Origin of the sequence: Microbacterium sp. MAH-37, from assembly GCF_009758255.1 — a bacterium.
Lineage (GTDB): Bacteria > Actinomycetota > Actinomycetes > Actinomycetales > Microbacteriaceae > Microbacterium.
Map to the genome: position 1 here is coordinate 69,445 of NZ_WSEN01000003.1, position 24,571 is coordinate 94,015.

Annotated in this window: 22 protein-coding genes; 14 read left to right on the forward strand and 8 right to left on the reverse strand. The window is 70.0% G+C overall.

Annotated features, from left to right (window positions below):
- The first annotated feature begins 92 nt into the window (after positions 1-92).
- Positions 93-1,418 (forward strand): nicotinate phosphoribosyltransferase, encoded by a 1,326-nt coding sequence (locus GON06_RS02715; protein ID WP_157310763.1) that lies wholly within the window; start codon positions 93-95, stop codon positions 1,416-1,418.
- Positions 1,419-1,450: 32 nt separating this feature from the next.
- On the opposite strand, the gene GON06_RS02720 is transcribed toward GON06_RS02715, so the two are convergent.
- From GON06_RS02720 to GON06_RS19035, 3 genes are read right to left on the reverse strand one after another with little or no spacing between them, the layout of a single operon-like run.
- On the reverse strand, positions 1,451-1,717 hold the full coding sequence (locus GON06_RS02720) for a DUF3039 domain-containing protein (RefSeq protein WP_157310764.1): 267 nt from the start codon (positions 1,715-1,717) through the stop codon (positions 1,451-1,453).
- Positions 1,718-1,766: 49 nt separating this feature from the next.
- Entirely contained in the window at positions 1,767-3,332 is a 1,566-nt protein-coding gene (locus GON06_RS02725; protein WP_332837104.1) for a hypothetical protein, read from the reverse strand.
- Entirely contained in the window at positions 3,308-5,254 is a 1,947-nt protein-coding gene (locus tag GON06_RS19035; protein ID WP_332837105.1) for an ABC transporter ATP-binding protein, read from the reverse strand. The genes GON06_RS02725 and GON06_RS19035 overlap by 25 nt, the downstream gene beginning before the upstream one ends.
- Before the next feature lie 224 nt (positions 5,255-5,478).
- Between GON06_RS19035 and GON06_RS02735 the strand changes: the two genes are divergently transcribed.
- The 5 genes from GON06_RS02735 to GON06_RS02755 all read left to right on the forward strand — a co-directional run bounded on the left by GON06_RS02735 (position 5,479) and on the right by GON06_RS02755 (position 9,525).
- The gene (locus tag GON06_RS02735; RefSeq protein WP_332837106.1) at positions 5,479-6,171 is read left to right on the forward strand and encodes a phosphocholine cytidylyltransferase family protein; all 693 of its coding nucleotides are present in this window, start codon (positions 5,479-5,481) and stop codon (positions 6,169-6,171) included.
- A gap of 80 nt (positions 6,172-6,251) precedes the next feature.
- Entirely contained in the window at positions 6,252-7,211 is a 960-nt protein-coding gene (locus tag GON06_RS02740; protein WP_157310765.1) for a hypothetical protein, read from the forward strand.
- Positions 7,212-7,289: 78 nt separating this feature from the next.
- Positions 7,290-7,592 (forward strand): hypothetical protein, encoded by a 303-nt coding sequence (locus tag GON06_RS02745; RefSeq protein ID WP_157310766.1) that lies wholly within the window; start codon positions 7,290-7,292, stop codon positions 7,590-7,592.
- A 119-nt stretch (positions 7,593-7,711) separates the two neighbouring features.
- Entirely contained in the window at positions 7,712-9,301 is a 1,590-nt protein-coding gene (locus tag GON06_RS02750; RefSeq protein WP_332837107.1) for an acyl-CoA carboxylase subunit beta, read from the forward strand.
- On the forward strand, positions 9,298-9,525 hold the full coding sequence (locus tag GON06_RS02755) for an acyl-CoA carboxylase subunit epsilon (protein ID WP_332837108.1): 228 nt from the start codon (positions 9,298-9,300) through the stop codon (positions 9,523-9,525). The genes GON06_RS02750 and GON06_RS02755 overlap by 4 nt, the downstream gene beginning before the upstream one ends.
- Positions 9,526-9,786: 261 nt before the next feature.
- Here the strand turns inward: GON06_RS02755 and GON06_RS02760 are convergent, their stop codons facing one another.
- The 4 genes from GON06_RS02760 to GON06_RS02775 are packed head-to-tail and all read right to left on the reverse strand — an operon-like array spanning position 9,787 to position 13,941.
- Entirely contained in the window at positions 9,787-10,800 is a 1,014-nt protein-coding gene (locus GON06_RS02760; protein ID WP_157310767.1) for a hypothetical protein, read from the reverse strand.
- Complete coding sequence (locus GON06_RS02765; RefSeq protein ID WP_198346584.1) at positions 10,797-12,029, reverse strand: sensor histidine kinase; 1,233 nt, start codon at positions 12,027-12,029, stop codon at positions 10,797-10,799. The genes GON06_RS02760 and GON06_RS02765 overlap by 4 nt, the downstream gene beginning before the upstream one ends.
- Positions 12,019-12,681 (reverse strand): response regulator transcription factor, encoded by a 663-nt coding sequence (locus GON06_RS02770; RefSeq protein ID WP_157310768.1) that lies wholly within the window; start codon positions 12,679-12,681, stop codon positions 12,019-12,021. Before GON06_RS02770 ends, GON06_RS02765 begins: the two co-directional genes overlap by 11 nt.
- A gap of 30 nt (positions 12,682-12,711) precedes the next feature.
- On the reverse strand, positions 12,712-13,941 hold the full coding sequence (locus GON06_RS02775; RefSeq protein WP_157310769.1) for a class I SAM-dependent RNA methyltransferase: 1,230 nt from the start codon (positions 13,939-13,941) through the stop codon (positions 12,712-12,714).
- 28 nt (positions 13,942-13,969) lie between these two features.
- Between GON06_RS02775 and GON06_RS02780 the strand changes: the two genes are divergently transcribed.
- Both GON06_RS02780 and GON06_RS02785 read left to right on the forward strand, forming a co-directional pair.
- Entirely contained in the window at positions 13,970-14,626 is a 657-nt protein-coding gene (locus GON06_RS02780; protein WP_157310770.1) for a Maf family protein, read from the forward strand.
- Between the two features lie 92 nt (positions 14,627-14,718).
- Positions 14,719-16,485, forward strand: a complete 1,767-nt coding sequence (locus tag GON06_RS02785; protein WP_157310771.1) for an acetyl/propionyl/methylcrotonyl-CoA carboxylase subunit alpha — start codon at positions 14,719-14,721, stop codon at positions 16,483-16,485.
- Between the two features lie 51 nt (positions 16,486-16,536).
- Here GON06_RS02785 and GON06_RS02790 read toward each other — a convergent pair whose 3' ends face one another.
- The gene (locus GON06_RS02790; RefSeq protein ID WP_378735792.1) at positions 16,537-17,976 is read right to left on the reverse strand and encodes an NAD(P)H-quinone dehydrogenase; all 1,440 of its coding nucleotides are present in this window, start codon (positions 17,974-17,976) and stop codon (positions 16,537-16,539) included.
- Between the two features lie 83 nt (positions 17,977-18,059).
- On the opposite strand from GON06_RS02790, the gene GON06_RS02795 reads away from it, so the two are divergent.
- The 6 genes from GON06_RS02795 to GON06_RS02820 all read left to right on the forward strand — a co-directional run bounded on the left by GON06_RS02795 (position 18,060) and on the right by GON06_RS02820 (position 24,565).
- Positions 18,060-18,893 (forward strand): purine-nucleoside phosphorylase, encoded by an 834-nt coding sequence (locus GON06_RS02795; RefSeq protein WP_157310773.1) that lies wholly within the window; start codon positions 18,060-18,062, stop codon positions 18,891-18,893.
- The gene (locus GON06_RS02800) at positions 18,890-20,557 is read left to right on the forward strand and encodes a phospho-sugar mutase (protein ID WP_332837109.1); all 1,668 of its coding nucleotides are present in this window, start codon (positions 18,890-18,892) and stop codon (positions 20,555-20,557) included. Before GON06_RS02795 ends, GON06_RS02800 begins: the two co-directional genes overlap by 4 nt.
- A complete protein-coding gene (locus tag GON06_RS02805; RefSeq protein ID WP_157310774.1) occupies positions 20,557-21,279 on the forward strand; it encodes a TSUP family transporter in 723 nt (240 codons plus the stop codon). Before GON06_RS02800 ends, GON06_RS02805 begins: the two co-directional genes overlap by 1 nt.
- Positions 21,280-21,381: 102 nt before the next feature.
- On the forward strand, positions 21,382-22,665 hold the full coding sequence (locus GON06_RS02810; protein ID WP_157310775.1) for a flavin-containing monooxygenase: 1,284 nt from the start codon (positions 21,382-21,384) through the stop codon (positions 22,663-22,665).
- Complete coding sequence (locus tag GON06_RS02815) at positions 22,662-23,621, forward strand: bile acid:sodium symporter family protein (RefSeq protein WP_157310776.1); 960 nt, start codon at positions 22,662-22,664, stop codon at positions 23,619-23,621. The genes GON06_RS02810 and GON06_RS02815 overlap by 4 nt, the downstream gene beginning before the upstream one ends.
- Positions 23,618-24,565 (forward strand): SDR family oxidoreductase, encoded by a 948-nt coding sequence (locus GON06_RS02820; RefSeq protein ID WP_157310777.1) that lies wholly within the window; start codon positions 23,618-23,620, stop codon positions 24,563-24,565. Before GON06_RS02815 ends, GON06_RS02820 begins: the two co-directional genes overlap by 4 nt.
- Positions 24,566-24,571 lie beyond the last annotated feature (6 nt).

The window sequence follows — 24,571 nt, forward strand, 5'->3', positions numbered from 1 at the left end:
GAACCTGGAAGTAGTATTCATTAAATTAGGCGTCCGCGCAAATAACTTTCATGAGCCGGAGCCGCACCCCCGCGATCACTAAGCTCGTCCTCATGACGACGTCGACGGCGCTGTACACCGATCGCTATGAACTGACCATGCTGGCCGCGGCGCTGCGTGACGGAACGGGTGCCCGCCCATGCGTGTTCGAGCTGTTCTCACGCCGGCTCTCCGGCGGCCGCCGCTTCGGCGTCGTCGCCGGCACCGGGCGCCTGCTGGCGCTGCTGCGCGAGTTCCGATTCGGTGAGGACGAGCTGCGGTTCCTGCGCGACAACGACGTGGTGGATGCCACGACACTGGCGTATCTGGAGGACTACCGCTTCACCGGCACGATCCGCGGCTACCGCGAGGGCGAGCTGTACTTCCCCGGCTCCCCCATCCTCACGGTCGAGGGCAGCTTCGCCGACGCTGTCGTGCTCGAGACTCTGGCACTGAGCGTGCTCAACCACGACTCGGCAGTGGCCACCGCGGCATCTCGCATGAGCATCGCGGCCGGCGATCGTCCGCTCGCCGAGATGGGCTCGCGCCGCGCCGCGGAGCACTCCGCCGTCGCCGCAGCCCGAGCCGCGTACATCGCCGGCTTCGGTGCGACCAGCAATCTCGAGGCCGGTCGCAGCTGGGGCATCCCGACGATGGGCACGGCCGCGCACTCGTGGACCCTGCTGCACGACGACGAGGAGTCGGCCTTCCGATCGCAGATCGAGGCACTCGGCACCGACACCACCCTGCTCGTGGACACCTACGACATCCGCGCGGGCGTCGAACTCGCCATCCGCGTCGCCGGCACGTCGCTGGGCGGCGTGCGCATCGACTCCGGCGACCTGCCGATCGTGGCCGCCGAGGTGCGCGCCCAGCTCGACGAGCTCGGCGCAACCGGCACCCGGATCACGGTGACCAGCGATCTGGACGAATACGCGATCGCGGCCCTGGCCGCCTCGCCGGTCGACGCCTACGGCGTCGGCACATCGGTCGTCACCGGATCGGGATACCCGACCGCGAGCATGGTCTACAAGCTCGTCGCCCGGCAGGATGCCGCGGGATCCTGGGTCCCGGTCGCGAAGGCCTCCGCCGACAAGGCGTCGAAGGGCGGGAGGAAGGCCGCGTTCCGCTCCCTCGAGGACGGCACCGCGAGCGCCGAGACGATCGCCGTGTCGGCGGGCTTCGACGAGGTCGATGTACCCGCCGAGCACCCGGATGCGCGTGCGCTGCAGGTCGTGCTCGTCGAGAACGGCGAGATCGACACGTCCTTCGAAGGCGCACAGGGAACGGCATCCGCTCGCGCGCACCACCTGCGCGTGCGCGAGGAGCTGCCGATCCGTGCACTCGCACTCAGCAAGTCGGATCCGGCGATCCCGACCCTGTGGGTCGACGCGGTCTGACCCTGGGGGCCTGAACCTGCCGAAGGGCGGGCTCAGCCCACCATCGACTCGTAGATCTCCTTGCACGTGGGGCAGATCGGGAACTTCTCCGGGTCACGGCCCGGGGTCCACTTCTTGCCGCACAGCGCCCGCACCGGTTTGCCGGTGATGGCGGACTCGAGGATCTTCTCCTTCTTCACGTAGTGCGAGAAGCGCTCATGGTCGCCCGGCTCGAAGTGCTCTTCCTTGAGGAGTTCCTCGAGTTCGCGATCAAGCGTTGCCACGCCGCCCTGATCGGGGCTGTCCAGCGGAGTACTCATGACGGTGATTCTAATCGTCGTCGACGGCGCCAGGGCGCCCTCGTGACGATCAGGTGGTCTCGGCGAACTCCATCAGACGCTCACCGCTGTGCTCGAAGATGCGCCCGCCCAGCGATACGCCGGCCGCGAGCGCCAGCACGCCCACGATGATGCCGGTCCAGAACGTCGCCGGTCCGTGCTGGTCGCCCTCCAGCAGCGTGAGCACGAAGAGCCAGCCCGCCGGGACGGTGAGCACCAGCGCGGCGAGCAGTGAGAGCGCCGCGCCGTACGAACCGTAGGACGCGGAGCGCTGCGGCTGCTGGAACGGGCTGTCACCCGGGCGCGACACCGCGTACGGCGCGATGACCGACGAGAGGCTCGACATTCCCAGCGCGCTCAGGAACAGGCATGCCACGACCCCGGTGAACGGCATCAGCAGCGACCAATCCCCCACGACGGCGAGCGTGATCGACACGGCGACGGCGAGCAGCGGCAGTGCGAGCAGCACCATCGGAACCAGGCGTCCGAGCCGGTCGGCCACGCCCTTCATGCCGCTGGCGATGTGCACCCAGATCGCGGTCGAGTCGTATGCGACGTCGTTGTGCGGCAGCCAGCCGAGGAACAGTGCGATCAGCGGCGCCGGTATCAACGCGGCGATCGCGATCGGCACGCCGGCGACGACCAGCGGCAGCACGGTGAGGATGCCGGCGATCGGCACCACGATGACGTTCACGATGTAGCGACGGTCGCGCAGCCAGTAGACCAGGCTGCGTGCGGCGACCGCTCCGAAGGCGTTCGACGGCAGTACGGCGAACCAGCCCAGCCCGGAGCGCTCGCGCGCTGCCACCGGGCGCTCCACGGTGGTCAGCAGCCGGCGCACGAGCCACGCCCACAGCACGGCGGCCCCGACTGCTGTGAGGACGCCGACGACCGCGCTCAGCCACGCAGCGGCCGTGTCTCCGCCGGCGACGGAGAACAGGAACCCCTGCGCGGCGCCGAGGGGGGTCACGCCGATGATGGAGGTGGCTGTGGCGACGGCGGCCGGCACCGCGCCGTCCCACGCCATCGAGGCGAAGAACACGGCGACCGGGAACGCGATGACGATCAGCGCGAGCGCGAACAGGGCTGTCAGCTCACGCGAGCGACGCTCCGGGAGGAGCAGCGCGCTCACGGCCATCCCGATCCGAGCGGCGACGATGGTCACCGCGACGCCGAGGAGGGTGCAGAGCGCGGCGACCGGCCAGGGCGCACCGAAGCCGACGCCCACGATCGTCACGCAGACGCCGACGGCGATCAGCGCGGCACTCGGGATGCTGATCACCGACGCCAGGGCCAGCATCCACGGCATCCGCCGCTCGTCGACGCCGAACACCGCGAACTTCCGCGGATCGAGCTGGTCGCTGGTGCCGATCAGCACCGGCCCCAGCAGGAACGCGAGGAAGACGGCGGCGCCGCCCAGGACGATCACCGAGCGCGCGGTCTCCAGCGTGCCGTCGCTGAGGCTGAGCACCGCGACGCAGGTCGCGACCGTCAGCGCGGCGACCACCAGCAGACCGAGGACCGTGCGCACCGGACGACCGGTGCGCACCGATCCCGCCAGGAGCGCGAGCCTCAGGCGGAGAACGTGTGCAACCACTCGAGCCCCTCCACCTCGGCGTTTCCGCCGGACAGTTCGACGAAGCGCGCCTCCAGCGACTGTCCGCCCCGCACCTCGTCGATGGTGCCCTCGGCGAGCACCTCGCCGCCGACGATGACGGCGACTCGCGAGCAGACCCGCTCGACGAGGTCCATGCCGTGGCTGGACAGGATCACGGTGCCGCCGTGGTCGACGTACGCGCGCAGGATGTCCAGGATGACGCCGGACGAGACCGGATCGACCGATTCGAAGGGCTCGTCGAGGACGAGGACGCGCGGCGAGTGGATCATCGCACCGGCGAGCATGACCTTCTTGGTCATTCCCGCAGAGTAGTCGGAGACCACGCGGCTCAGTGCCTCGGTCAGGTCGAAGGCCCGGGCGAGGTCGGCCGCGCGCTTCTCGATCACGCCGGAGTCGAGCCCCCGCAGCAGCCCGTAGTAGTAGAGCAGCTGGCGACCGGTCAGCCTGTCGAAGGTGCGCAGCCGGTCGGGCAGCACGCCGAGCGCGCGCTTCGCGGCGACCGGCTCGGCCTTCTGGTCGACGCCGCCGATGATGATGTTGCCGCCGTCCGGGCGCAGGAGGCCGGCGACCATGGACAGCGTGGTCGTCTTGCCCGCGCCGTTCGGACCGACGATCCCGTAGAAGGTGCCCGCGGGCACGGTCAGGTCGATCCCGTCGACCGCGCGCGTGTCGCCGAAGTGCTTGACCAGGCCGCGGATCATCACGGCCGGCACGGCGTCCTCGTCCAGCGGTGCCGCGCGGGGCGCCTGCGGCACCTGCGCGGGTGCCGGCTCGGGGCACGGCTCGGCGGGTTCCGGCGCCGATGCGACGGGCTCGGGTTCCCGCTCGGATACGGCGGACTCGGGCTCCGGCGCGAATGCGGCGGACTCGGGTTCCGGCGCGAATGCGGCGGACTCGGGTTCCGGCGCGACCGCGACCGTGACGGCCTCCGCGGGGACGACGACGGTGTCGTCCCGCGGCGGCGCCTCGGTCTGCGGAGTCTCTTCGGTCACGATGACCTCCTTCACAGCGGGTTCCCCAGGACCCGTCGTCGCGGCATCTGCAGCCACAGTCTCCACCACACCGGCCGCCGCGGCTACTGCTGCGATCTTCGCGGCGGGGCGTGTCGTCGCCCCGGACTCCGCGGGGATGTCCGCGGATGCCGCCGCCGCTGTCTCAGCGGCGGTCGCCTTCGCCGCAGTCGTCTTCGCGGGAGACTTCTTCGCCGGAGCCTTCTTGGCCGCCGTCGCGCCGGCCGCCGCGGCCCCCTTGGCCGTGGTGCTCCTGGCGGTGGACGTCTTCGTCGCAGGCTTCTTGGCCGCTGTCGCAGACTTCGCCGCAGTCGCCTTCGAGCCGGCCGTCGCCTTCGCCGCAGTCGTCTTCGAGCCGGCCGCCGCCTTCGCCGCAGTCGTCTTCGAGCCGGCAGTCGTCTTCGCGGCCGTCGCGGCAGTGGACTTCCTCGCAGCCGTCTTCCGCACTGCGGGCGTCTTCGCGCTCGTCGCCGTCGACTCCTCATCGCGGGAGGCGGCCGCCGTCCGGGCCGCAGCGGTCTTCTTCGCCGCTGCCTGAGCCGCGGTCGTCTTCGCCGCGGACTTCGCCGCGGTCGTGCGCGCCGCCGCGGTCTTCGCCGCCGCGGTCTTGGCGGCGGCCGCCGTCGAGGTCTTCTTCGCCGCCGCCGTCTTCGCCGCGGCCGTCGTACGCGCCGCGCTCTTGACGGCCGCCGTCTTCGCCGCGGCCTGCTGCGCGGCATCCTTCTTCGCCGCCGCCGTCTCTGCAGACGTCGCCTTCTTCGCGGGCGTGGCCTTCCTCGTCGTGGTCGTCTTCCTCGCCGTCCCGGTCTTCTTCCCTGACGCCGGGGCATCCTCCGACGCAGCTGGGGCCTTCACAGGGTCGTCTCCGGGAGAGGGGGAAGAAGCAGTCACATCTATTACGCTATCAACCGACCTCGTGCTTTCCGGGGTCCGCGAACTGCGGTATTTCGCGCCATGACCGATCCTGAGTGTCCGGTGTGTACTCGATCACGAAACGGCAACGCCGACTCCCTGGCCCGGGGCTCTCCCAGGGCGTTTCGCTAACATGTGATCGGCACGAAGAGGTGTCCCGTCGATGAATCGACAGTGAACACAGATACTTTTTAGGAGCATTCGTGACTCTTCAGACCGTCATCCTGGCCGCAGGCATGGGCTCGCGCCTCGGGCGTGCCCTCCCCAAGCCGCTCACCGAGCTGCACGACGGCCGCACCATCATGCAGCAGCAGCACGAGAACATCCGTGCCGCCTTCGGTGGCGACGCCAGGATCACCACCGTCGTGGGCTACCGCGCCGAGACGATCATCGAGTCCTTCCCCGACGTCAACTACGTGCACAACGAGCGCTACGACGTCACCAACACGTCGAAGAGCCTGCTGCGCGCACTCAGCGTCACCGGCCGCGGCGGCGTGCTCTGGATGAACGGCGACGTCGTCTTCGACCCGCGCATCCTGGGCCGCGCGATCGAGCTCATCGAGCGCGACCAGTCGTTCGTCACCGTGAACACGTCCAAGGTCAGCGATGAAGAGGTGAAGTACACCGTCACCTCCGAGGGCTTCATCAACGAGCTGTCCAAGACCGTCAAGGGCGGTCTCGGCGAGGCGGTCGGCATCAACTACATCTCCTCCACGCACAAGAAGGCGTTCATGCGCCAGCTCCAGCGAGTCGAGGACCAGGACTACTTCGAGCGCGGCCTCGAGCTGGCGATCGCCGAGGACGGCGTGCTCATCGAGCCGATGGATGTGTCCGACCTGTACGCGGTCGAGATCGACTTCGCCGAGGACCTCGAGCGGGCGAACCTGTTCGTCTGACTCCGCTTCCTTCGAAAGCCCGGCCCCTCGTGGGGCCGGGCTTTCGGCTTTCTCGCGGCGTGATTCCATAGGATCGGCGCATGCGCGAGAAGGTGCACAAGATCCATTCGCTCCCCGCGGACTCCGCCTGGGACACCGGCCTGCCGCCGGCGGGCTCTGACGAGCATCCGTTCGTGATTCGCGGCGTCGACCGGGTGCTCGCGGTGCAGCGTCCGCTGGTGATCGCCCACATCCGCAGCATCCGCCTGCGCAGCCCGAACGCGACGCCGGCCGAGATCGTGCGCATCCTCGAGCTGCGCTATCTCGCCGCCGTGACCGCGGGCGGCGCGGCCGTCGGCGCGACGGCTGTGGTTCCCGGCATCGGTACCGGCGTGACACTCACCCTGTCGGGGGTCGAGACACTGGGCTTCGTGGAGTCGACCGCGTTGTTCGCGCAGTCGGTGGCCGAGGTGCACGGCATCCCGATCGAGAATCCCGACCGTGCACGCGCACTGGTGATGACGCTCATGCTCGGCAAGGAGGGCGTCGACCTGGTCTCTCAGCTGGCGAAGCAGGCGGTCGGCAAGGGCGGCACGCGCTCGGCGTACTGGGGTGAGCTGGTGACGAAGTCCCTGCCGCGGGCGGCGGTCGGGCCGCTCGTCGATCGGCTCAAGGGCATGTTCATCAAGCAGTTCGCCGTCAACGGCAGTGCGTCGTTCCTGGGCAAGGCGCTGCCGTTCGGCATCGGCGCAGCGATCGGCGGCGCCGGCAACCATGTCCTCGGCCGGCGCGTACTGACCGCGTCACGGAAGGCCTTCGGCCAGGCGCCGTCGGAGCTTCCCGCCGAGCTGGAACCGGTGCCCGGCGCACAGCGACTGGAGCTGCGGATGCTGCACGGCGCGCGTCTCGTCGGCGCTGCCGCCGCGAGCGCGGCGGGCACCGCCGTGCGCGGAGTGGGCTGGGCCGGGCGCAAGGTGACGGATGCAGTGCGTCGCCGGCCCGCACTGGACGTGGGAGACGCGGAGACGGATCCCGAGATCCTCTCCACAGCAGACGAATAGCAGGCGCTCCTGCACAGGCCCGGCACCGGATGCCCATGAGCCGGCAACCCTGTCCGCAGCCGTTCCTAGCGTGGCGGCATGACTCTCGGACTCCCCCAGCTCCCGCCATCCGTCCCTGCCTACCGCGTGCCCTGGCGTGTCCTGCGGGACGAGCGCGCGCACCCGGTCGTCGTCAACGGCGGCGACGAGCCGGTCGACTTCGTGCGGGTGTTCCACGACGTTCCGGCCACCGGCATCGTCACCGATCTGTGGGGTCAGGTGCTGCCGGCCGAGAGGCTCGAGCTGTGCCTGTGCGCTGCCGATCTGGACGACGTCGTGGTCACGCTGGCGTGGTTCCGCCCGGACGACGGTCTGGAGTACGTCTGGCGGTTCGTGGTGTGACGGCGGCAACTGGACCCCGAAGAACTGGCCGAGCAGGAGAACCGATCAGCCAAAGGATCGGCGAATCCGTTGTGGCGAGCATCCAACGGCGCCCCGGCGCCCGGCACTAGTGTGGAAACGTGACGGACACGCCTGACCTCTCGACGACCGCAGCCAAGATCGCGGACCTCCGCGCCCGCTACACCGAGGCCGTCGTCGACCCCGAGAAGAAAGCCCAGGAGAAGCAGCACGCCAAGGGCAAGATGACCGCCCGGGAACGTATCGAGCTTCTCGTCGACCCCGGCAGCTTCGTCGAGTTCGACGAGTACGTCCGGCATCGCACCACCGCCTTCGGCATGGACCGCAACCGCCCGTATGGCGACTCCGTCGTCACCGGCATCGGCACCATCCACGGACGCACCGTCGCCGTCTACTCACAGGACTTCACCACCTTCGGCGGCTCGCTCGGCGAGGTCTCCGGCGACAAGATCATCAAGATCATGGAGTTCGCCCTCACCAGCGGGATGCCGGTGATCGGCATCCTCGACTCGGGCGGCGCCCGCATCCAGGAGGGTGTGCTCGCGCTGTCGAAGTACGGCGAGATCTTCAAGATGAACACGCGCTCCTCAGGCGTCATCCCGCAGATCTCGATCATCATGGGCCCGGCCGCCGGCGGCGCCGTGTACGGCCCCGCTCTCACCGACTTCGTCATCATGGTCGACAAGACCAGCCAGATGTTCGTCACCGGACCCGACGTGATCAAGACCGTCACCGGCGAGGACGTCGGCATGGAGGAGCTCGGCGGCGCGTACACGCACAACACCCGCTCCGGTGTCGCGCACTACCTCGCCGACGACGAGGACGACGCGATCGACTACGCCCGCACGCTGCTCGGCTTCCTGCCGGACAACAACATGGCGGAGATCCCCGGCTACGACACGCCTTTCGAGTTCGAGACCACCGACTCCGACCGTGTGCTGAACACGATCATCCCGGACTCCCCCAACCAGCCCTACGACATGCACACCGTCATCGAGCACATCGTCGACGACGGGGACTTCCTCGAGGTGCAGCCGCTGTTCGCCCCGAACATCCTCATCGGCTTCGGCCGCGTCGAGGGGCGCTCGGTGGGCATCATCGCCAACCAGCCGTCGCAGATGGCAGGAACCCTCAACATCGAGGCCGGCGAGAAGGCGAGCCGGTTCGTGCGCTTCTGCGACGCGTTCTCGATCCCGATCGTCACGCTCGTCGACGTTCCCGGCTATCTGCCGGGCACCGATCAGGAGTGGACCGGTGTGATCCGCCGCGGCGCGAAGCTCATCTACGCCTACGCCGAGGCGACCGTGCCGCTGGTGACCGTCATCCTGCGCAAGGCATACGGCGGTGCGTACATCGTGATGGGCTCGAAGCAGCTCGGCGCCGATGTCAACCTCGCCTGGCCGACCGCGGAGATCGCTGTGATGGGCGGCCAGGGCGCCGTCAACATCCTGTACCGCGGTGAGATCAAGCGCGCTGAGGAGGCCGGAGAGGACGTCGCCGCCGTGCGCACGCGCCTCGCGAACGAGTACACGTACAGCGTGACCAGCCCGTTCCTCGCCGCCGAGCGCGGCGAGATCGACGGCATCATCGAGCCGGCGAACACCCGCGTGGCGATCGCGAAGTCCCTGCGCGCCCTCAAGGGCAAGCGGGCCGAGCTGCCGCCCAAGAAGCACGGGAACATCCCGCTGTGACCGAGCAGCCCGAGCAGAACGAGGTCCCGATCGTCGAGGTCGTGCGGGGCAACCCGACCGACGAGGAGCTCGCCGCGCTGGTCGCGATCGTCAGCGAGGCGTACACGTCCGAGGTCGCTGCGGCCGTCGCCGACGAGACCCGCGTCTCGGCGTGGATGAGCACGCGTCGTCCGATGCGCACGCCGCTGCGCCGCGACATCCCCTGGGGCCGGTTCTCGGGCTGATTTCTGGCGTTTCGACTCCGAAATGCCAGAAAAGGCGGGATTTGTCCCCCGAAATACCTACAGACAGCATGTTTCCTGCCCGGCAGACTGGATGCAACGCTTCGCGTTAGACGGTCTCCTTGTCCCAGGGTAGGCAAGCGAATCACCGTCCACATGCGGACAGTTTTCGGGTAACTCGTCCGCGTTGGCGAGGGGCGGGCGGCTTCGCCGCCCCTCGCCCTTTCTCTTCCCGAGACCGCAGGGTCTCCGGCTCCGGAGGGTTCAGCGCTTCGGCGCCTCGCGCGGGATCTCATGCCAGAGATCGACCTCGTCCTCATCGCGCGACCCGCCGGCACCGCCGCGACCGACGACCGTCACCGCGATGACCTCGTCGCTGCCCGCGCGGATGATCACCCGGTCGGTGCTCACCTGAGCCAGCACACCGGCCAGTTCGTCGCGAATCTCGTCCCTGCGCGGCTCGTCGACGTTGTCCAGCCCGCCCTCGTCGAAGACCGTGACCGCGACACCTCTGCTGCGGGCGTCCGCGATGGCCTCGCGCACCGCGTCGTTGAGCAGGCTCGCACCGCGCAGTTCGTCGCGCAGGCGGCCCTCTGCGATGCGCGCGCGCATCTTCTCCTCGGGGTCCAGTGCGCCGCGCTCGGCGACCGTCCTGGCCAGCAGTGGTCCCGCCACCGCGAGCGCCAACTGCACCCGCATCCGCCGTTCCCTCTGCCGCACCTGCTGGGTGGCGTGCCAGGCCGACACCGCCTGCTGTATGTCGGCGAGGCGCTCGGTGTCACGCACCGCACGGTCCCAGAACAGCACCAGCAGTTGGGCCACGGCCACCCACGTCATGGAGCCGACCAGGCCGAGGGTGAACGCGTTCTGCGGCCCCATGTGGGCACAAGACGAAATCGTGAGCACCAGCAGGATCAGCCAGCCGATCAGGAACCGGCGCCGCACGATGCACACCACGCCCAGCAGTCCGGTGGCCCCGATGTACCAGGTGGCGAACGGCGCGACGCGGTCGGCGTCGATGAGCGACACCGACACCAGGTGCGGCACGGCGATCGAGGTCACGATCGCGAGGATGCCGCACCACAGCGGCATCCGCACGTCCCGATCGGTGCCGGCCAGCACAGCGGTGAGGATGGTGGCGACGTACAGGCCGATCGCGGCGACCATGAACAGCGGCACCTCCGGCTGCACCGGCGTCCACCACACACCACGGGCCGCGAAGTAGACGGCGAAGCCGAGCGCCAACCCGGTGGCCATGCTGCGTACGGTGAGTCTCATGCGCCGTCCCAACCAAGCGTGACGACCGTGCCCCAGTCTCCGGATGAGATGTCCGCGGTTCCCGCGACCGCGGCCATGCGCGCGAGGATCGACGCGCGGATACCCAGCCGGTCCTCACCGATGTGCTCGAGGTCGAACCCGGGACCCGTGTCGCTGACGACGATCCGGATGCCGGGATCCTCTTCCTCCACGACCACGTGCAGTCCCCGACCCGCCGCGTGCGTCAGGGCGTTGCCGATCGCCTGACGCGCTGCAAGCACCAGCGCACGGGCCACCTTGCCCGGTACCGCACCGGGTTCGCCGCGCTCCTCGACGACGGCGTCCGCGCCCTGCTCCGACAGCGTGCGCCGCAGCTCGGACACGATCCCGGTGGTGCTCACCGGCTCGTCGCTGCCCTCCTGCGCCACCGACGCCTCGGTGTTGGCGAGACGGGTGAGCGCTTCCCGCGCCATGCCGACGGCCAGATCCTGCTCGCGCTCGCTCTCGGCCCTGGCCGCGGCGATCAGTGCCGCGAGCACGCTGTCGTGCATGAGCGCGGCGAGCGCGACGCGCTCCTCCTCCGCAGCGGTCGCGGCGGCGGCGGAGGCATAGGTGTCGACCGCCTTCGCGCGCGCCTCGTCGACGCCGGCCGCGACGGAGCGGAACATCCACGCCAGCGAGACGAGGACCATGCCGAGGATGAGGGTGAACGTCACATCGAAGGCCGTGGTGATCCAGTACTCCTGCGAGAATCCGCCCTGCACCAGCCGCACCCAGCCATACACCAGCGGGAGTGCCGCGGCCCAGACGAACTGCAGGGCGAACGGGAACGCCGCGACGGCGGCCACCACTCCGATGTTCACCAGGAAGAAGATCCACGGCTGCTCCGACGCTCCGCGCCCCGCGGAGATCACCACGACGGGCCAGAGCAGCAGCGCGAACATGTACGAGACGGCGAAGCTGCCGCAGGCCACCCGCACGAAACGTCCGGCCAGGCACGCCACGATCATGCACACCAGCGGCAGGAACACCATGTTCAGGATCGCCAGGTGCGCGGCATCCACGCTCGACATCGTGCCGATGGCGCCGAGGAACGCCTGCGCGCCCAGCGCCGCGGAGCCCAGCGCGATCACGATCTGAAGGATGCGCTCCATCCGGTTGCCGGTGAACCGCTCCAGACCGGAGCCTGCCGCACCCGGCGACGGGATCTGGTTCCACGCCTCCCGGATGCCGCGGGCGTCAACCGCCACGCGAGGCCCCGTCCGGGGCGACGATGCCGTCCTCCATCGCGCGGCGCAGCAGGTCGACCTTGGTCGGCGCCGGCCTGCCCACCTCGACGTACTTCACGCGGATGCGGGTGATGTTCTCCTTGGCCGTGGAGTACGCGACTCCGAGACGCTCGGCGACGACCTTCAGCGGAAGTCCGGCGGCATAGAGCCGGAGCACCTCGCGCTCGCGTGTGGAGAGCTGTGCGTCGGCGAACTCGCGGTCGCCGTCGACCGCACTGGCCCACTCGACGTTGTTCAGGGCGTCACCGCGCGCGACGGTGCGGATCGCGTCGAGAACGTCGTCCAGCGCGGACGACTTGCTCACGACGCCGGCAGCTCCGGCGACCAGCGCCTCTCGGACGGCGGCAGGGCGGTCGGCGACGCTGTGGATCACGACGCTCGCCCCGTCGGCGACGAGGGTGGCGACGTTCTCGGTGACGGTGGTGCCGTCGCCGAGGGTGAGGTCGAGCACGACGACGTCGACGGGCGGCGCTCCGGCCGATGCCCGCCACAGCAGGAAGTCCTTCACGGTGCCGCCGGAGAACACGACCTGCTGCTCCCCGTCGCGCAGACAGGCGGCCTCGAGGCCCAGACGTACCGACTCGTGATCGTCGATGAGGGCGACGGTGCTCATGGATTCAGGATACTCAGAGGGTCGGGCCGATCAGCGCGTCAGCCGCACCACGGTCTCGAAGTGGTGCGAATGCGGGAACAGGTCGAAGGCGCGCAGGCTGTCCGCCTCCCATCCGAGGGCGCGGAAGGTGCCGAGGTCGCGGGCCAGCGCCACGGGGTCGCAGGCGACGTAGACGATGGCCTCGGGGTCGAGACCGTGCACCGCCTCGACAACAGCCTTGCCCGCACCGGCGCGCGGCGGGTCGAGCACGATCGTGCCGGCCCGGCTCCCCGCGGGGCCGGATGCCAGGAAGCGGTCGACCCGCGCGGTGACGGCGTGCACGTCCAGTGGCGCGAGGTTCTGCTCCGCGTGCGCGGTGGCGCGGGCGTCCGACTCCACCGTCACCACGTCGGTGGCGCCGAGATCGGCGAGGGCTGCGGCGAACAGTCCCACCCCGCCGTACAGGTCGAAGTGCGTGGCATCGGGATCGACGCGTCCCTCGAGAGCCGCACGCACCTCGGCGTCGAGCGTGGCGGCGGCCAGCGGATGCACCTGCCAGAAGCCGTCCACGTCGAGACGGAACTCCCGCGAACCGACCTTCTCGACGATGACCTCCGGCTCCCGCCGGTGAGCGCGCGCTCCGCGTCGCGAACGGGTCGGGCGGTCCGGTCGCGGCAGCACCCTGGCACGGCCGTCGGCCGGCTCGACGAAGACGATGCGCCCTGCGGAGGGGGTGCCGACGAGGGCTCCGGCGGCCTCGGCCAGTTCCGGCCGCGCAAGCGGGAGCGAGCCGACCTCGATGACCCGGTGGCTGCGCGCCGCGTACGGTCCGACGCGACCGGCGTCGTCGACGTGCAGCGTCATGCGCGTGCGCCAGCCGGTGCCGTCGCTGTCGTCGAGGCCGGCGACCTCGGGCGCGTTGAGTCCTGCGCCCGCGAACTTGTCCAGCGCCTCCTGCAGCACCTGGCGCTTGAGCACGCGCTGGTGTCCGAGCTCGATGTGGCCGAGGTCGGCTCCGCCGACGCGGTCGGCCGGGTCGCGCGAGATGTCCGCCTCGGGCCAGATGTGGGGCACGCGGTGCGGGGAGGCCTCGAGCACCTCGACGGCGTCGGCGCGCCAGAACGACGGCTTCGACGCATCTGCCACGCGCACGCGCACCCGCTCTCCGGGAATGGCGTCGGCGACGAACACGACACGGCCCTCATGACGGGCGATGGCGGTGCCGCCGTGCGCGAAACCGGTGATGTCGAGATCGAGCAGCTCGCCCGCGGAAGAGGTCATCCCTCGATCTTCCCAGATACTGGGTAGCATGCGCGTGCTCCTGGCCTCCACATCCCCTGCCCGCCTCATGCTGCTGCGGCAGGCGGGCATCGAACCAGAGACCCTCTCCCCCGGCGTCGACGAGGACGCGGTCGCCGCAGCAGCCGAGGCGGAACGCGGAGCGCCGTTCGCTCCTGCTGAACTGGTGCTGCTGCTGGGTCGCGCGAAGGCGGCGGACGTCGTGCACAGGCTGCAGACGGATGCCCCGGACTTCGACGGTCTGGTGATCGGCGGCGACTCGATGTTCGAGATCGGCGGTGAGGTGCTCGGCAAGCCGTACACGCCGGAGGAGGCGCGTCGGCGCTGGCGGGGTATGCGGGGAGAGACCGGCGTCCTGCACTCCGGTCACTCGGTGTTCCGGGTGAGGCCCGGCGCCATACCGGTCGAGGCGCATGCCGTCGCGGAGGCCGCCGTCACGTTCGCCGCCGATGTGACCGATGCCGAGATCGACGCGTACATCGCCTCCGGCGAACCGCTGCACGTCGCGGGCGCCTTCACCGTGGACAGCCTGGGCGGACCGTTCATCACCCGCGTGGACGGCGACCCCTCGACGGTGGTGGGGATGTCGCTGTCGACGCTGCGCCGGCTGGCCGGCCAACTCGGAGTCGTCTGGACCGACCTGTGGACGCCTCGACAGCCTCAGTGACCCACCACGTTGACGCATCCCGACATGAATTCGAGGTTTTCTTGTGGAGAGTCGTCAAATAGATCGGTCCGACACTCGCTAGGCTGAAACCCATGCCTGATATCGCCAAGGTGCTCATCGCGAACCGCGGCGAGATCGCCGTACGCATCATCCGCGCCGCCCGGGACTCCGGGATCTCCTCTGTCGCCGTGTACGCCGACCAGGACCGCGACGCTCTGCACGTGCGACTCGCCGACGAGGCCTATGCCCTCGAGGGTGCGACGAGCGCGGAGACCTACCTGCAGATCGACAAGATCCTCTCGGTCGCCCGCCGCGCCGGCGCCGACGCCGTGCACCCCGGCTACGGCTTCCTCGCCGAGAACGCCGACTTCGCCCGAGCCGTCATCGGCGCGGGCATGACCTGGATAGGCCCGTCCCCCGAGGCGATCGAGGCGCTCGGCGACAAGGTCACCGCCCGCCACGTGGCCGAGAAGGTCGGCGCGCCGCTCGCGCCGGGCACCCCCGGTCCCGTAGACGGCGCCGACGAGGTCATCGCCTTCGCGCAGGAGCACGGCCTGCCCATCGCCATCAAGGCCGCCTACGGCGGCGGCGGACGCGGCCTGAAGGTCGCCCGCGAGTTCGACGAGGTCGCCGAGCTGTTCGAGTCCGCCACCCGCGAGGCCGTCGCGGCCTTCGGGCGTGGCGAGTGCTTCGTCGAGAAGTACCTCGACAAGCCCCGCCACGTCGAGACCCAGTGCCTGGCGGATGCCGAGGGCAATGTGGTGGTCATCTCCACCCGCGACTGCTCCCTGCAGCGCCGGCACCAGAAGCTCGTCGAGGAGGCCCCCGCGCCGTTCCTCACGAAGGAGCAGAACGACCAGCTGTACGCCGCGTCGAAGGCCATCCTCAAGGAGGTCGGCTACGTCGGCGCCGGAACCTGCGAGTTCCTCATCGGTGCAGACGGCACCGTGTCGTTCCTCGAGGTGAACACCCGCCTGCAGGTCGAGCACCCGGTCTCCGAAGAGGTCACCGGCATCGACCTGGTGCGCGAGCAGTTCCGTATCGCGGCCGGCGGCACCATCGACTACGCCGACCCGGAGCCGCAGGGGCACTCCTTCGAGTTCCGCATCAACGGCGAGGACCCGGGTCGCGGGTTCCTCCCCCAGCCCGGCCCCATCCACGTCTTCAAGACGTTCGGAGGCCCCGGCATCCGTCTCGACTCCGGCGTGACCGCCGGCGACCAGGTCTCGGGGGCCTTCGACTCGCTGCTGGCGAAGATCATCGTCACCGGCCGCGACCGCGCAGAGGCTCTGGAGCGCGCGCGTCGCGCCCTGGACGAGTTCGAGGTGTCCGGCATGCCCACCGTGCTGCCGTTCCACCGCAAGGTCGTGCGCGATCCCGCCTTCACCGCCGAGAACGGCGAGTTCGGCGTGTACACGCGCTGGATCGAGACCGAGTTCGTGAACGACATCCCGGCCTGGGACGGCGAGCTCGAGGATCCGGCCACTGCCCCCGGCCGTCACACCGTGGTCGTCGAGGTCGGCGGCAAGCGCCTCGAGGTCAGCCTGCCCGACCGCGTCGCCGTGGCATCCGGCACAGCAGGGCGCCCGGCCGCCGTGCCGCCGTCCCGCCGCAGCCATGCGACCACCGCGAACTCCGGAGCCTCCGGTGACGCAGTGAAGTCGCCGATGCAGGCCACTGTCGTGAAGGTCGCCGTCGAGGACGGCCAGCAGGTCGTCAAGGGCGACCTGGTCGTGGTCCTCGAGGCGATGAAGATGGAGCAGCCGCTGCAGGCGCACAAGGACGGCGTGATCGGCAACATCAACGCCGATGCCGGTGCGACGGTGTCCGCCGGGCACCAGCTGCTCACCATCAGCTGATCCCAGACATGCGAAAGGGCGCCCCGCGGGGCGCCCTTTCTGCGTTATGGGTCAGGAGATCGCGACCTGATGCATGGCCCTGGTGGCATCCGTGATGCTGCCCGACAGCGAGGGGTACGCCGCGAACACGCGGGAGACCTGGTCGGCGGTGAGACGGCGCTCCACCGCCACCGCGATCGGGTAGATCAGCTCGGAGGCCTTCGGCGCGACGATCACTCCGCCGATGATGGTGCCAGAGCCGCGCCGGGCGATGAGCTTCACGAAGCCGTCCCTGATGCCCATCATCTTGGCCCGCGGGTTGGCCGCCAGCGGCAGCTTGTGCACGATGCCCTCGATCACACCCTCCTGCACGTCCTTCTCGGAGTAGCCGACCGTCGCGATCTCCGGGGCGGTGAAGATGTTCGCCGTGATCCGGCGCTGCTCCAGAGGGATCACGATGTCGCCGAGGGCGTGGAACACCGCGGTGCGGCCCTGCATCGAGGCGACCGAGGCCAGGGGGAAGAAGTTCGTGCAGTCGCCCGCGGCGTAGATGTTCGACACCGAGGTGCGCGCGACCTTGTTCACGCGGATGTGCCCGGACTCGGTGAGCTCGACACCGGCCTCCTCGAGCCCGATGCCGTGCGTGTTCGGGATCGATCCCACCGCGAGCAGGCAGTGGCTGCCCTCGACCGTGCGGCCGTCGGAGAGGGTGACGACGACGCCGTCCTTGGTCCTCTCGACCTTGTCGGCGCGCGACTTCGACAGCACCTGCATGCCGCCGCGCTTGAACACCCGCTCCAGCACCGCAGCGGCGTCCTGGTCCTCGCCCGGGAGCACCTGGTCGCGGCTGGAGATCAGCGTGACCTTCGCACCCAGGTTCATGTAGGCCGAGGCGAACTCCGCACCGGTGACACCGGATCCCACCACGATGAGGTGCTCGGGGAGCGCCTTCATGTCGTACAGCTGCGTCCAGGTGAGGATGCGCTTGCCGTCTGGCTTGGCCGAGTCCAGCTCGCGCGGTGCGGCGCCGACGGCCACGACGATCGTGTCGGCCTCCACGCGGTCGAAGTCGGTCCCGCCCACCGCGGTCGACACGACGATCGCATTGTGCCCGTCGAGACGTCCGTGGCCGGAGAGGATCTTCACCCCGGCATCCAGCAGCGCGGTGCGCATGTCCTCGGACTGCTGCCCGGCGAGAGCCATCAGCCGCTTGTTCACCGCGGCCAGGTTGATCGCGATCTCGGGCTTGAGCGGTTTGCCGTGCTCGCCCTTGGCGTAGAACTGCACACCGAGATCGGATGCCTCGGAGATCGCGACGGCGGCGTCGGCCGTGGCGATCAGGCTCTTCGACGGCACCACGTCGGTGAGGACGGCGGCGCCGCCGACCCCTACGCGCTCGACGAGGGTGACATCAGCCCCCAGCTGGGCCGCGGCGAGCGCCGCCTCGTAGCCACCGGGGCCGCCACCGAGGACGGCGACGCTCTGCCTGTTCGCGAAGGGGGAATGAGCCATGGGTACCATTCTCGCAGGACGGACAGGAGCCCGCACACAGCCCCAAGCTGGCAGTGCGGCCCGCGCGTTCCTAGAGTGGTCTCATGCCAGACACTCTCACGAACCCCCTCGACGACCCGAGCGCGAACCCGTTCGAGGTCGCCGCCCAGGCCGCAGCCGACATCGCGCGGCTGACAGGGGTCTCTCACCACGACATCGCCCTCACGCTCGGATCGGGCTGGGGCAAGGCCGCCGAGCTCATCGGCGAGACCGTCGCGACCGTTCCGGCCACCGAGGTCACCGGATTCTCGAAGCCCGCTCTGGAGGGTCACGTCGGGACGCTCCGCAGCATCCGCACCCCGGACGGCAAGAACGTCCTCGTGATCGGCGCGCGCACGCACTACTACGAGGACCACGGCGTTCGCCGGGTCGTGCACTCGGTGCGCACCGCCGCCGCCACCGGAGCTGCGATCATGGTCCTCACCAACGGCGCGGGCGGCGTGCGCGAGACGTGGAAGCCCGGGCAGCCGGTGCTGATCAGCGACCACATCAACCTCACCGCCGACTCGCCGCTCGAGGGCGCGACGTTCATCGACCTCACCGACCTGTACTCGCAGCGTCTCCGCGACGTCGCGCGCACCGTCGACCCCTCGCTGGACGAGGGCGTGTACACGCAGTTCCGCGGCCCTCACTACGAGACTCCGGCTGAGGTGCAGATGGCGAAGACCATCGGCGGGCACATCGTCGGCATGTCCACCGCGCTCGAGGCCATCGCTGCCCGTGAGGCGGGCATGGAGATCCTCGGTTTCTCGCTGATCACCAACCTCGCCGCCGGCATCCAGAAGACTCCGCTCAGCCACGCCGAGGTGATCGAGGCCGGCCAGGCCGCCGAGCCGGTGATCTCGGCGCTGCTGGCCCGAGTGATCGAGGCGCTGTGAACGCCGAGCTGCTGGCCACGGCCCGCGCCTGGCTTCGGCAGGACCCGGACTCCGAGACGCGCGACGAGCTCGCCGGCGTGATCACGCGCGCCGCCTCCGGCGACGCCGCCGCGATCGCGGACCTCTCGGACCGGTTCGCCGGCCGGCTCGCCTTCGGCACCGCCGGTCTGCGCGGCGCCCTCGGCGCCGGCAGCAACCGGATGAATCGGGTGCTGGTCTCGCAGGCGGCGGCCGGCTTCGCCGCCTACCTGAAGAACCGCTCGGCCGGCACACCCACCGTGGTGATCGGCTACGACGGCCGCCGCAACTCGCGCCGGTTCGCTCTCGACTCCGCCGAGCTGTTCGCGGGCGCCGGCTTGCGTGCGATCCTGCTCCCCCGCCTGCTGCCGACCCCGGTGCTCGCCTTCGCGGTGCGGCACCTGGGCGCGGATGCCGGGGTGATGGTCACCGCCAGCCACAACCCGCCGAACGACAACGGCTACAAGGTGTACCTCGGAGGCGCCGACCACGGATCGCAGATCGTCGCACCCGCCGACGCCGAGATCGCCGCCGAGATCCAGCGGGTGGCGGATGCCGGTGACGTCACCGCGCTGCCGCGCTCGGACGCCTACGAGACCGCGGGCGAGGACCTGGTCGAGGCCTACGTCGTCGCCACCGCCGCCGTCGCCCCCGCGCCGCTGGGCGTACAGGAGATGCGCTGGGTGTACACGGCGATGCACGGCGTGGGCTGGGAGACCTTCTCACGCGTGGTGAAGAAGGCCGGCTACCCGGCACCTCGCGTCGTCGACGAGCAGCGCGAGCCCGATCCCACGTTCCGCACGGTGTCGTTCCCGAATCCCGAGGAGCCAGGCGCCATGGACCTCGCGTTCGAGCGCGCCCGCGCCGCGGATGCAGAGTTCGTCATCGCGAACGACCCTGATGCGGATCGCCTCGCGGTCGCGATCCCGGACGCCTCGGCCGAGGGCGGCTGGCGCCGCCTGACGGGCAACGAGGTCGGACTGCTGCTGGGTCTGCGCGCCGCGAAGGCCGCTCAGGGCACGGCGGGGGCGTCGCTGGCGTGCTCGCTGGTCTCCTCCCCCGGTCTCGGCGCGATCGCCGCAGCCCACGGCCTGGACTTCCACGAGACCCTGACCGGGTTCAAGTGGATCTCCCGCGCCCCTGGCATCGCCTTCGGTTTCGAGGAGGCGCTGGGCTACCTGGTGAACCCCGACACCGTGCGCGACAAGGACGGGATCTCCGCCGCCGTCGCGCTGCTGGGTCTCGCCGCCGACGCCCGCGTGCGCGGCACGACGATCGCCGGACTCCTGGACGAGCTCGCCGAGCAGATCGGCTGGTTCGCGAGCGGTCAGGTGTCGATCCGTGTGGACGACCTCTCCGTGATCGCGGGGCTCATGGCCTCGCTGCGGCGGACGCCGCCCGCAGCGTTCGGGCAGCGGTCCGTGGCGTCCGCCGAGGACCTCGCCGCCGGGGCATCCGGCATGCCCGCGGGTGACGTGCTGCGCTACCGCCTCGCCGACGGGTCGCGCGTGATCGTGCGCCCCAGTGGCACCGAGCCGAAGCTCAAGGTGTACATCGATGCCAGGGCCGTCGACGCGGCTGCCGCACGCGCCGCCGTCGCCGAGCTCGAAGCCGCCGTCCGTGCCCTGCTGGAGGAGCGCTCGTAGTGCTGCTCGCCCTGACCGCGGCGGTCACCGTGATCGCCGCGGTCATCCAGCGTGTCACGGGGCTCGCCTTCGTGCTCGTGCTGATCGGCCCGGTCGTCCTTGTCTACGGTCCCGTCGAGGGCGTGACTATCGCCGTGCTGCTCGCCGTGATCGCTTCGCTCTTCGCGCTGCCCGGCGCCTGGCGCGACGTGGACTGGCCGCCCACCCGGTGGCTGCTCGGTGCCGGCGTCGTGGCGGCTCCTCTCGGCGCGCTGACCGCGCTGCTGCTGCCGGATGCCGCGCTGCTGCTGCTCATCGGTGCGATGGGGCTGCTCGCGCTCAGCGCCCAGCGGCTCGGCAGTGTCGCCAGGCGCCTCCGGGGGCGGGGCGGCGCGATCGGCGCCGGAGCCCTCGCCGGCTTCATGCACGCCTCGAGCGGCCTGTCCGGTCCCGCGCTCGCGTCCTACGCGCTGGGCGACGAGTGGCCGCAGCGACGGTTCGCCGCGAGCGCCCAGGTGATCTTCCTGGGCTACGGGCTGGTGTCCGTGGCTCTCCGTGGCCTGCCCTCGTCCCCGCCCGCCGACCTCATCCTGCTGGGCGTGTGCACGGCGGCGGGAATGCTGCTGGGCGGGTGGCTCTCCCGGCGCATCCCCGTCGCGCTGGCGCGCCGCATCATGCTGCTGTGCGCGTGGGCGGGCACGGTCGTCGTGCTGATCCGCGGCGTCGTGGCAGTGTTCTCCTGACCTGTTCCGAGTGCCACCGGTTTCGGAACCGGATTCCCGCCGGGTTAGGATCGCTGAGACCGGGGGGCGACAGAACGCAGCACGTCGTCGTGCGGGAGAGAAATGAAGAGATACGCCGTCATCGGCGCCGGCCCCTCCGGACTCGCCGCAGCCAGAGCGCTGCAGGCACAGGGCATCGCCGTCGAGGGCTACGAGGCGTCGCACGACGTCGGCGGCCTGTGGGACATCAGCAACCCGCGCAGCACGATGTACGAGTCCGCGCATCTGATCTCGTCGCGCACCACGACCGAGTTCACCGAGTTCCCCATGGACTCCGACGTCGACTACCCCGGGCACCGGGTGCTCAAGGACTACTTCGGCGCGTACGCGGACGAGTTCGGCCTGCGCGAGCTGTTCCGGTTCGACACGAAGGTCGAACGTCTCGAGCCCGTCGCCGACAGCGGGTGGATGCTCTACGCCGCCGGGCTGGATCCCGTCCGCTATGACGGAGTCATCCTCGCCAACGGCACCCTCGCCGAACCGCAGATCCCGACGTTCCCCGGCGAGTTCGCCGGGGAGATCATGCACACCAGCGCCTACAAGCGCGCGGCGCAGCTCGCCGGGAAGCGGGTGCTCATCATCGGCGCAGGCAACTCCGGATGCGACATCGCCGTGGATGCCGTGCACCATGCGGCATCCATCGACATGAGCGTGCGCCGGGGCTACTACTTCGTGCCGCGGTACCTGTTCGGCAGGCCCAGCGATCTGCTGAACCAGGGGCGTCCGCTGCCCGCCCGCATCAAGCAGGCGATCGACACCCGGGTCCTGAAGGCCTTCACCGGCGATCCGGTGCACTTCGGGTTCCCGAAGCCGGACTACCGGATCTACGAATCGCACCCGATCGTGAACACGCTGATCCTGAACCACCTCGGGCAGGGCGACCTCCGCATCCGTCCGGGGATCGACCGCTTCGACGGTGACACCGTGCGCTTCGCCGACGGCTCTTCCGGCGACTACGACCTGATCCTGCTCGCCACCGGGTACACGCTGGACTACCCCTTCGTCGACCGCGAGCACCTGCACTGGCAGGGTCCGGCGCCGGAGCTGTTCCTCAACGTCTTCCCTCCGTCGTTCAACGGGCTGTACGTGATGGGCATGATCGAGGCATCCGGCATCGGCTGGCAGGGCCGGTACGAGCAGGCTGAACTGGTCGCCGCCTACCTCGCCGCTGAGGAGCGCTCCCCCGAGCGCGCGCGACGGTTCCGCGAGCGCGTCACCGGATCGCCGTGGCCGGACCTCACCGGTGGGTACCGCTACCTCGGGCTCGACCGGATGGCGTACTACGTGAACAAGCACGCGTATCGCACCGCGGTGCGTAAGCAGAAGAGCACCCTGGAGAAGGCATGAACATCGACGAGGTGGTCCTGAACTTCACTCCCGGCACCCTGATGATCCTCAACGTCGTGCTGGGGCTCATCATGTTCGGCATCGCGCTGGACACCGCGCCGCGAGACTTCCGGGTCGTGGCGAAGCACCCGAAGCCGTTCGTGATCGCGATCCTCGCACAGCTGCTCCTGCTGCCGGTCGTGACATTCGTCCTGACCCTGGTGCTGCCGGTGACGCCGTCGATGGCGCTCGGCATGCTTCTGGTGGCATGCTGCCCTCCCGGGAACATCTCGCAGGTGCTGACGCACCGCTCCGGCGGCAACGTCGCGCTGTCTGTGTCGCTGACAGCGGTCGGCAACCTCATCTACATCGTCGCGATGCCGCTCAGCATCGCCTTCTGGGGCTCGCTGCACCCGAAGGCGCGCACCCTGCTGCATGCGGTCGAGCTGAATCCGTGGCAGATGCTGATGGAGATCGTGCTGATCATCGGCCTGCCGTTCGTTGTCGGCCTGCTCCTGCGCGCCAAGGCGCCGCGCTTCGCCGCCAGGGTGCAGCCGTTCGTGCGCTGGTTCAGCCTGATCGCCCTGCTCGGCTTCATCGTCGGCGCACTGGTGGGCAACTGGGCCGTGTTCATCAGCGTGCTGGGCACGGTGCTGCTGGTCGTCGCCGCACACGACGCGGTGGCGCTCGGCCTCGGCTACGGCACCGCCGTACTCGGTGGCCTCGGCACCCGCGAGCGCAAGGCGATGACCTTCGAGGTGGGCATCCGCAACGCCGGTCTGGGGCTCGGGCTGGTGTTCACGTTCTTCGGCGGGCTGGGTGGCATGGCGGTCGTCGCCGGCTGGTGGGGCGTGTGGGACATCATCGCCGGGCTGATCGTCGCCACGCTGTGGGCGGCGCACACCAGGCGCCGCACCGGGACCGCGACCGGTGACGCCTCTCGCCACGCCCTCACGGCGACGGGGGACCCCGCATGACCCGCGTTCTCGTCACCGGCGGCGCCGGCTTCCTCGGCTCCCACGTCACCCGTCTGCTCGCCGCGCACCCTGACGTGGAGCTCGTCGTCAGCGGCGACCTGCGCACGTCGGAGGTACCCGGCGTCGAGTCGGAGCCGTTCGACGTGACGGATCCGTCCTCGCTGGCCCCCGCTCTGCGCAGGCACGCGATCGACACCGTCGTGCATCTGGCGGCGATCGTGAATCCCGGTCGCGACGTCGCCCTGGAGTACCGGGTCGATGTGGACGGCTCGGCGAACGTGCTGGCAGCCTGCGTCGAGGCCGGCGTACGCCGCCTGGTCGTCTCGTCGTCCGGCGCAGCCTATGGTTATCACGCTGACAACCCTGAGTGGATCAGCGAGGATCAGCAACTGCGCGGCAACGACGCGTTCCCGTACTCACGGCACAAGCGCCTGGTCGAGGAGATGCTGGCGGATGCCCGCACCGCGCATCCGCAGCTCGAACAGGTGATCTTCCGGATCGGCACCATCCTCGGGCCGACCGTGCGCAACCAGATCACCGCGCTCTGGGACGGCGACCGCCTGCTGCGCATCGCCGGTTCCGACTCGCCCTTCGTGTTCGTCTGGGTCGACGACGTGGCGGGTGCGATGGTGCGGGCGGCGACCGGCGGCCCCGCCGGTGTCTACAACGTCGCGGGCGACGGCCGGATGACCGTGCCCGAGATCGCGGCCAGGCTCGGCAAGGGGATGCTCACGATCCCGGCGTGGGCGCTGTCGGCCGGACTGCGGATCGGACGGATGCTGCGCCTGACCGAGCACGGCCCGGAGAAGGTCCCGTTCCTGCGCTGGCGTCCGGTGCTCGCGAACGAGCGGCTGAAGCGCGACTTCGGATACACCCCCACGCTGAGCACGCGCGAGGCGTTCGAGGAGTACCTGCGCACGCATCCGGGCGTCGCGCGACGATAGCCTGGA

Excerpts from the sequence above, each read along its gene's own strand:
- GON06_RS02785 (WP_157310771.1), top strand. The coding sequence starts at position 14,719 with ATGCCTGATATCGCCAAGGTGCTCATCGCGAACCGCGGCGAGATCGCC.
- GON06_RS02795 (WP_157310773.1), top strand. The coding sequence starts at position 18,060 with ATGCCAGACACTCTCACGAACCCCCTCGACGACCCGAGCGCGAACCCG.
- GON06_RS02720 (WP_157310764.1), bottom strand. The coding sequence starts at position 1,717 with ATGAGTACTCCGCTGGACAGCCCCGATCAGGGCGGCGTGGCAACGCTT.
- GON06_RS02775 (WP_157310769.1), bottom strand. The coding sequence starts at position 13,941 with ATGACCTCTTCCGCGGGCGAGCTGCTCGATCTCGACATCACCGGTTTC.
- GON06_RS02770 (WP_157310768.1), bottom strand. The coding sequence starts at position 12,681 with ATGAGCACCGTCGCCCTCATCGACGATCACGAGTCGGTACGTCTGGGC.
- GON06_RS02715 (WP_157310763.1), top strand. The coding sequence starts at position 93 with ATGACGACGTCGACGGCGCTGTACACCGATCGCTATGAACTGACCATG.
- GON06_RS02790 (WP_378735792.1), bottom strand. The coding sequence starts at position 17,976 with ATGGCTCATTCCCCCTTCGCGAACAGGCAGAGCGTCGCCGTCCTCGGT.
- GON06_RS02820 (WP_157310777.1), top strand. The coding sequence starts at position 23,618 with ATGACCCGCGTTCTCGTCACCGGCGGCGCCGGCTTCCTCGGCTCCCAC.
- GON06_RS02780 (WP_157310770.1), top strand. The coding sequence starts at position 13,970 with ATGCGCGTGCTCCTGGCCTCCACATCCCCTGCCCGCCTCATGCTGCTG.
- GON06_RS02740 (WP_157310765.1), top strand. The coding sequence starts at position 6,252 with ATGCGCGAGAAGGTGCACAAGATCCATTCGCTCCCCGCGGACTCCGCC.
- GON06_RS02815 (WP_157310776.1), top strand. The coding sequence starts at position 22,662 with ATGAACATCGACGAGGTGGTCCTGAACTTCACTCCCGGCACCCTGATG.
- GON06_RS02745 (WP_157310766.1), top strand. The coding sequence starts at position 7,290 with ATGACTCTCGGACTCCCCCAGCTCCCGCCATCCGTCCCTGCCTACCGC.
- GON06_RS02760 (WP_157310767.1), bottom strand. The coding sequence starts at position 10,800 with ATGAGACTCACCGTACGCAGCATGGCCACCGGGTTGGCGCTCGGCTTC.
- GON06_RS02810 (WP_157310775.1), top strand. The coding sequence starts at position 21,382 with ATGAAGAGATACGCCGTCATCGGCGCCGGCCCCTCCGGACTCGCCGCA.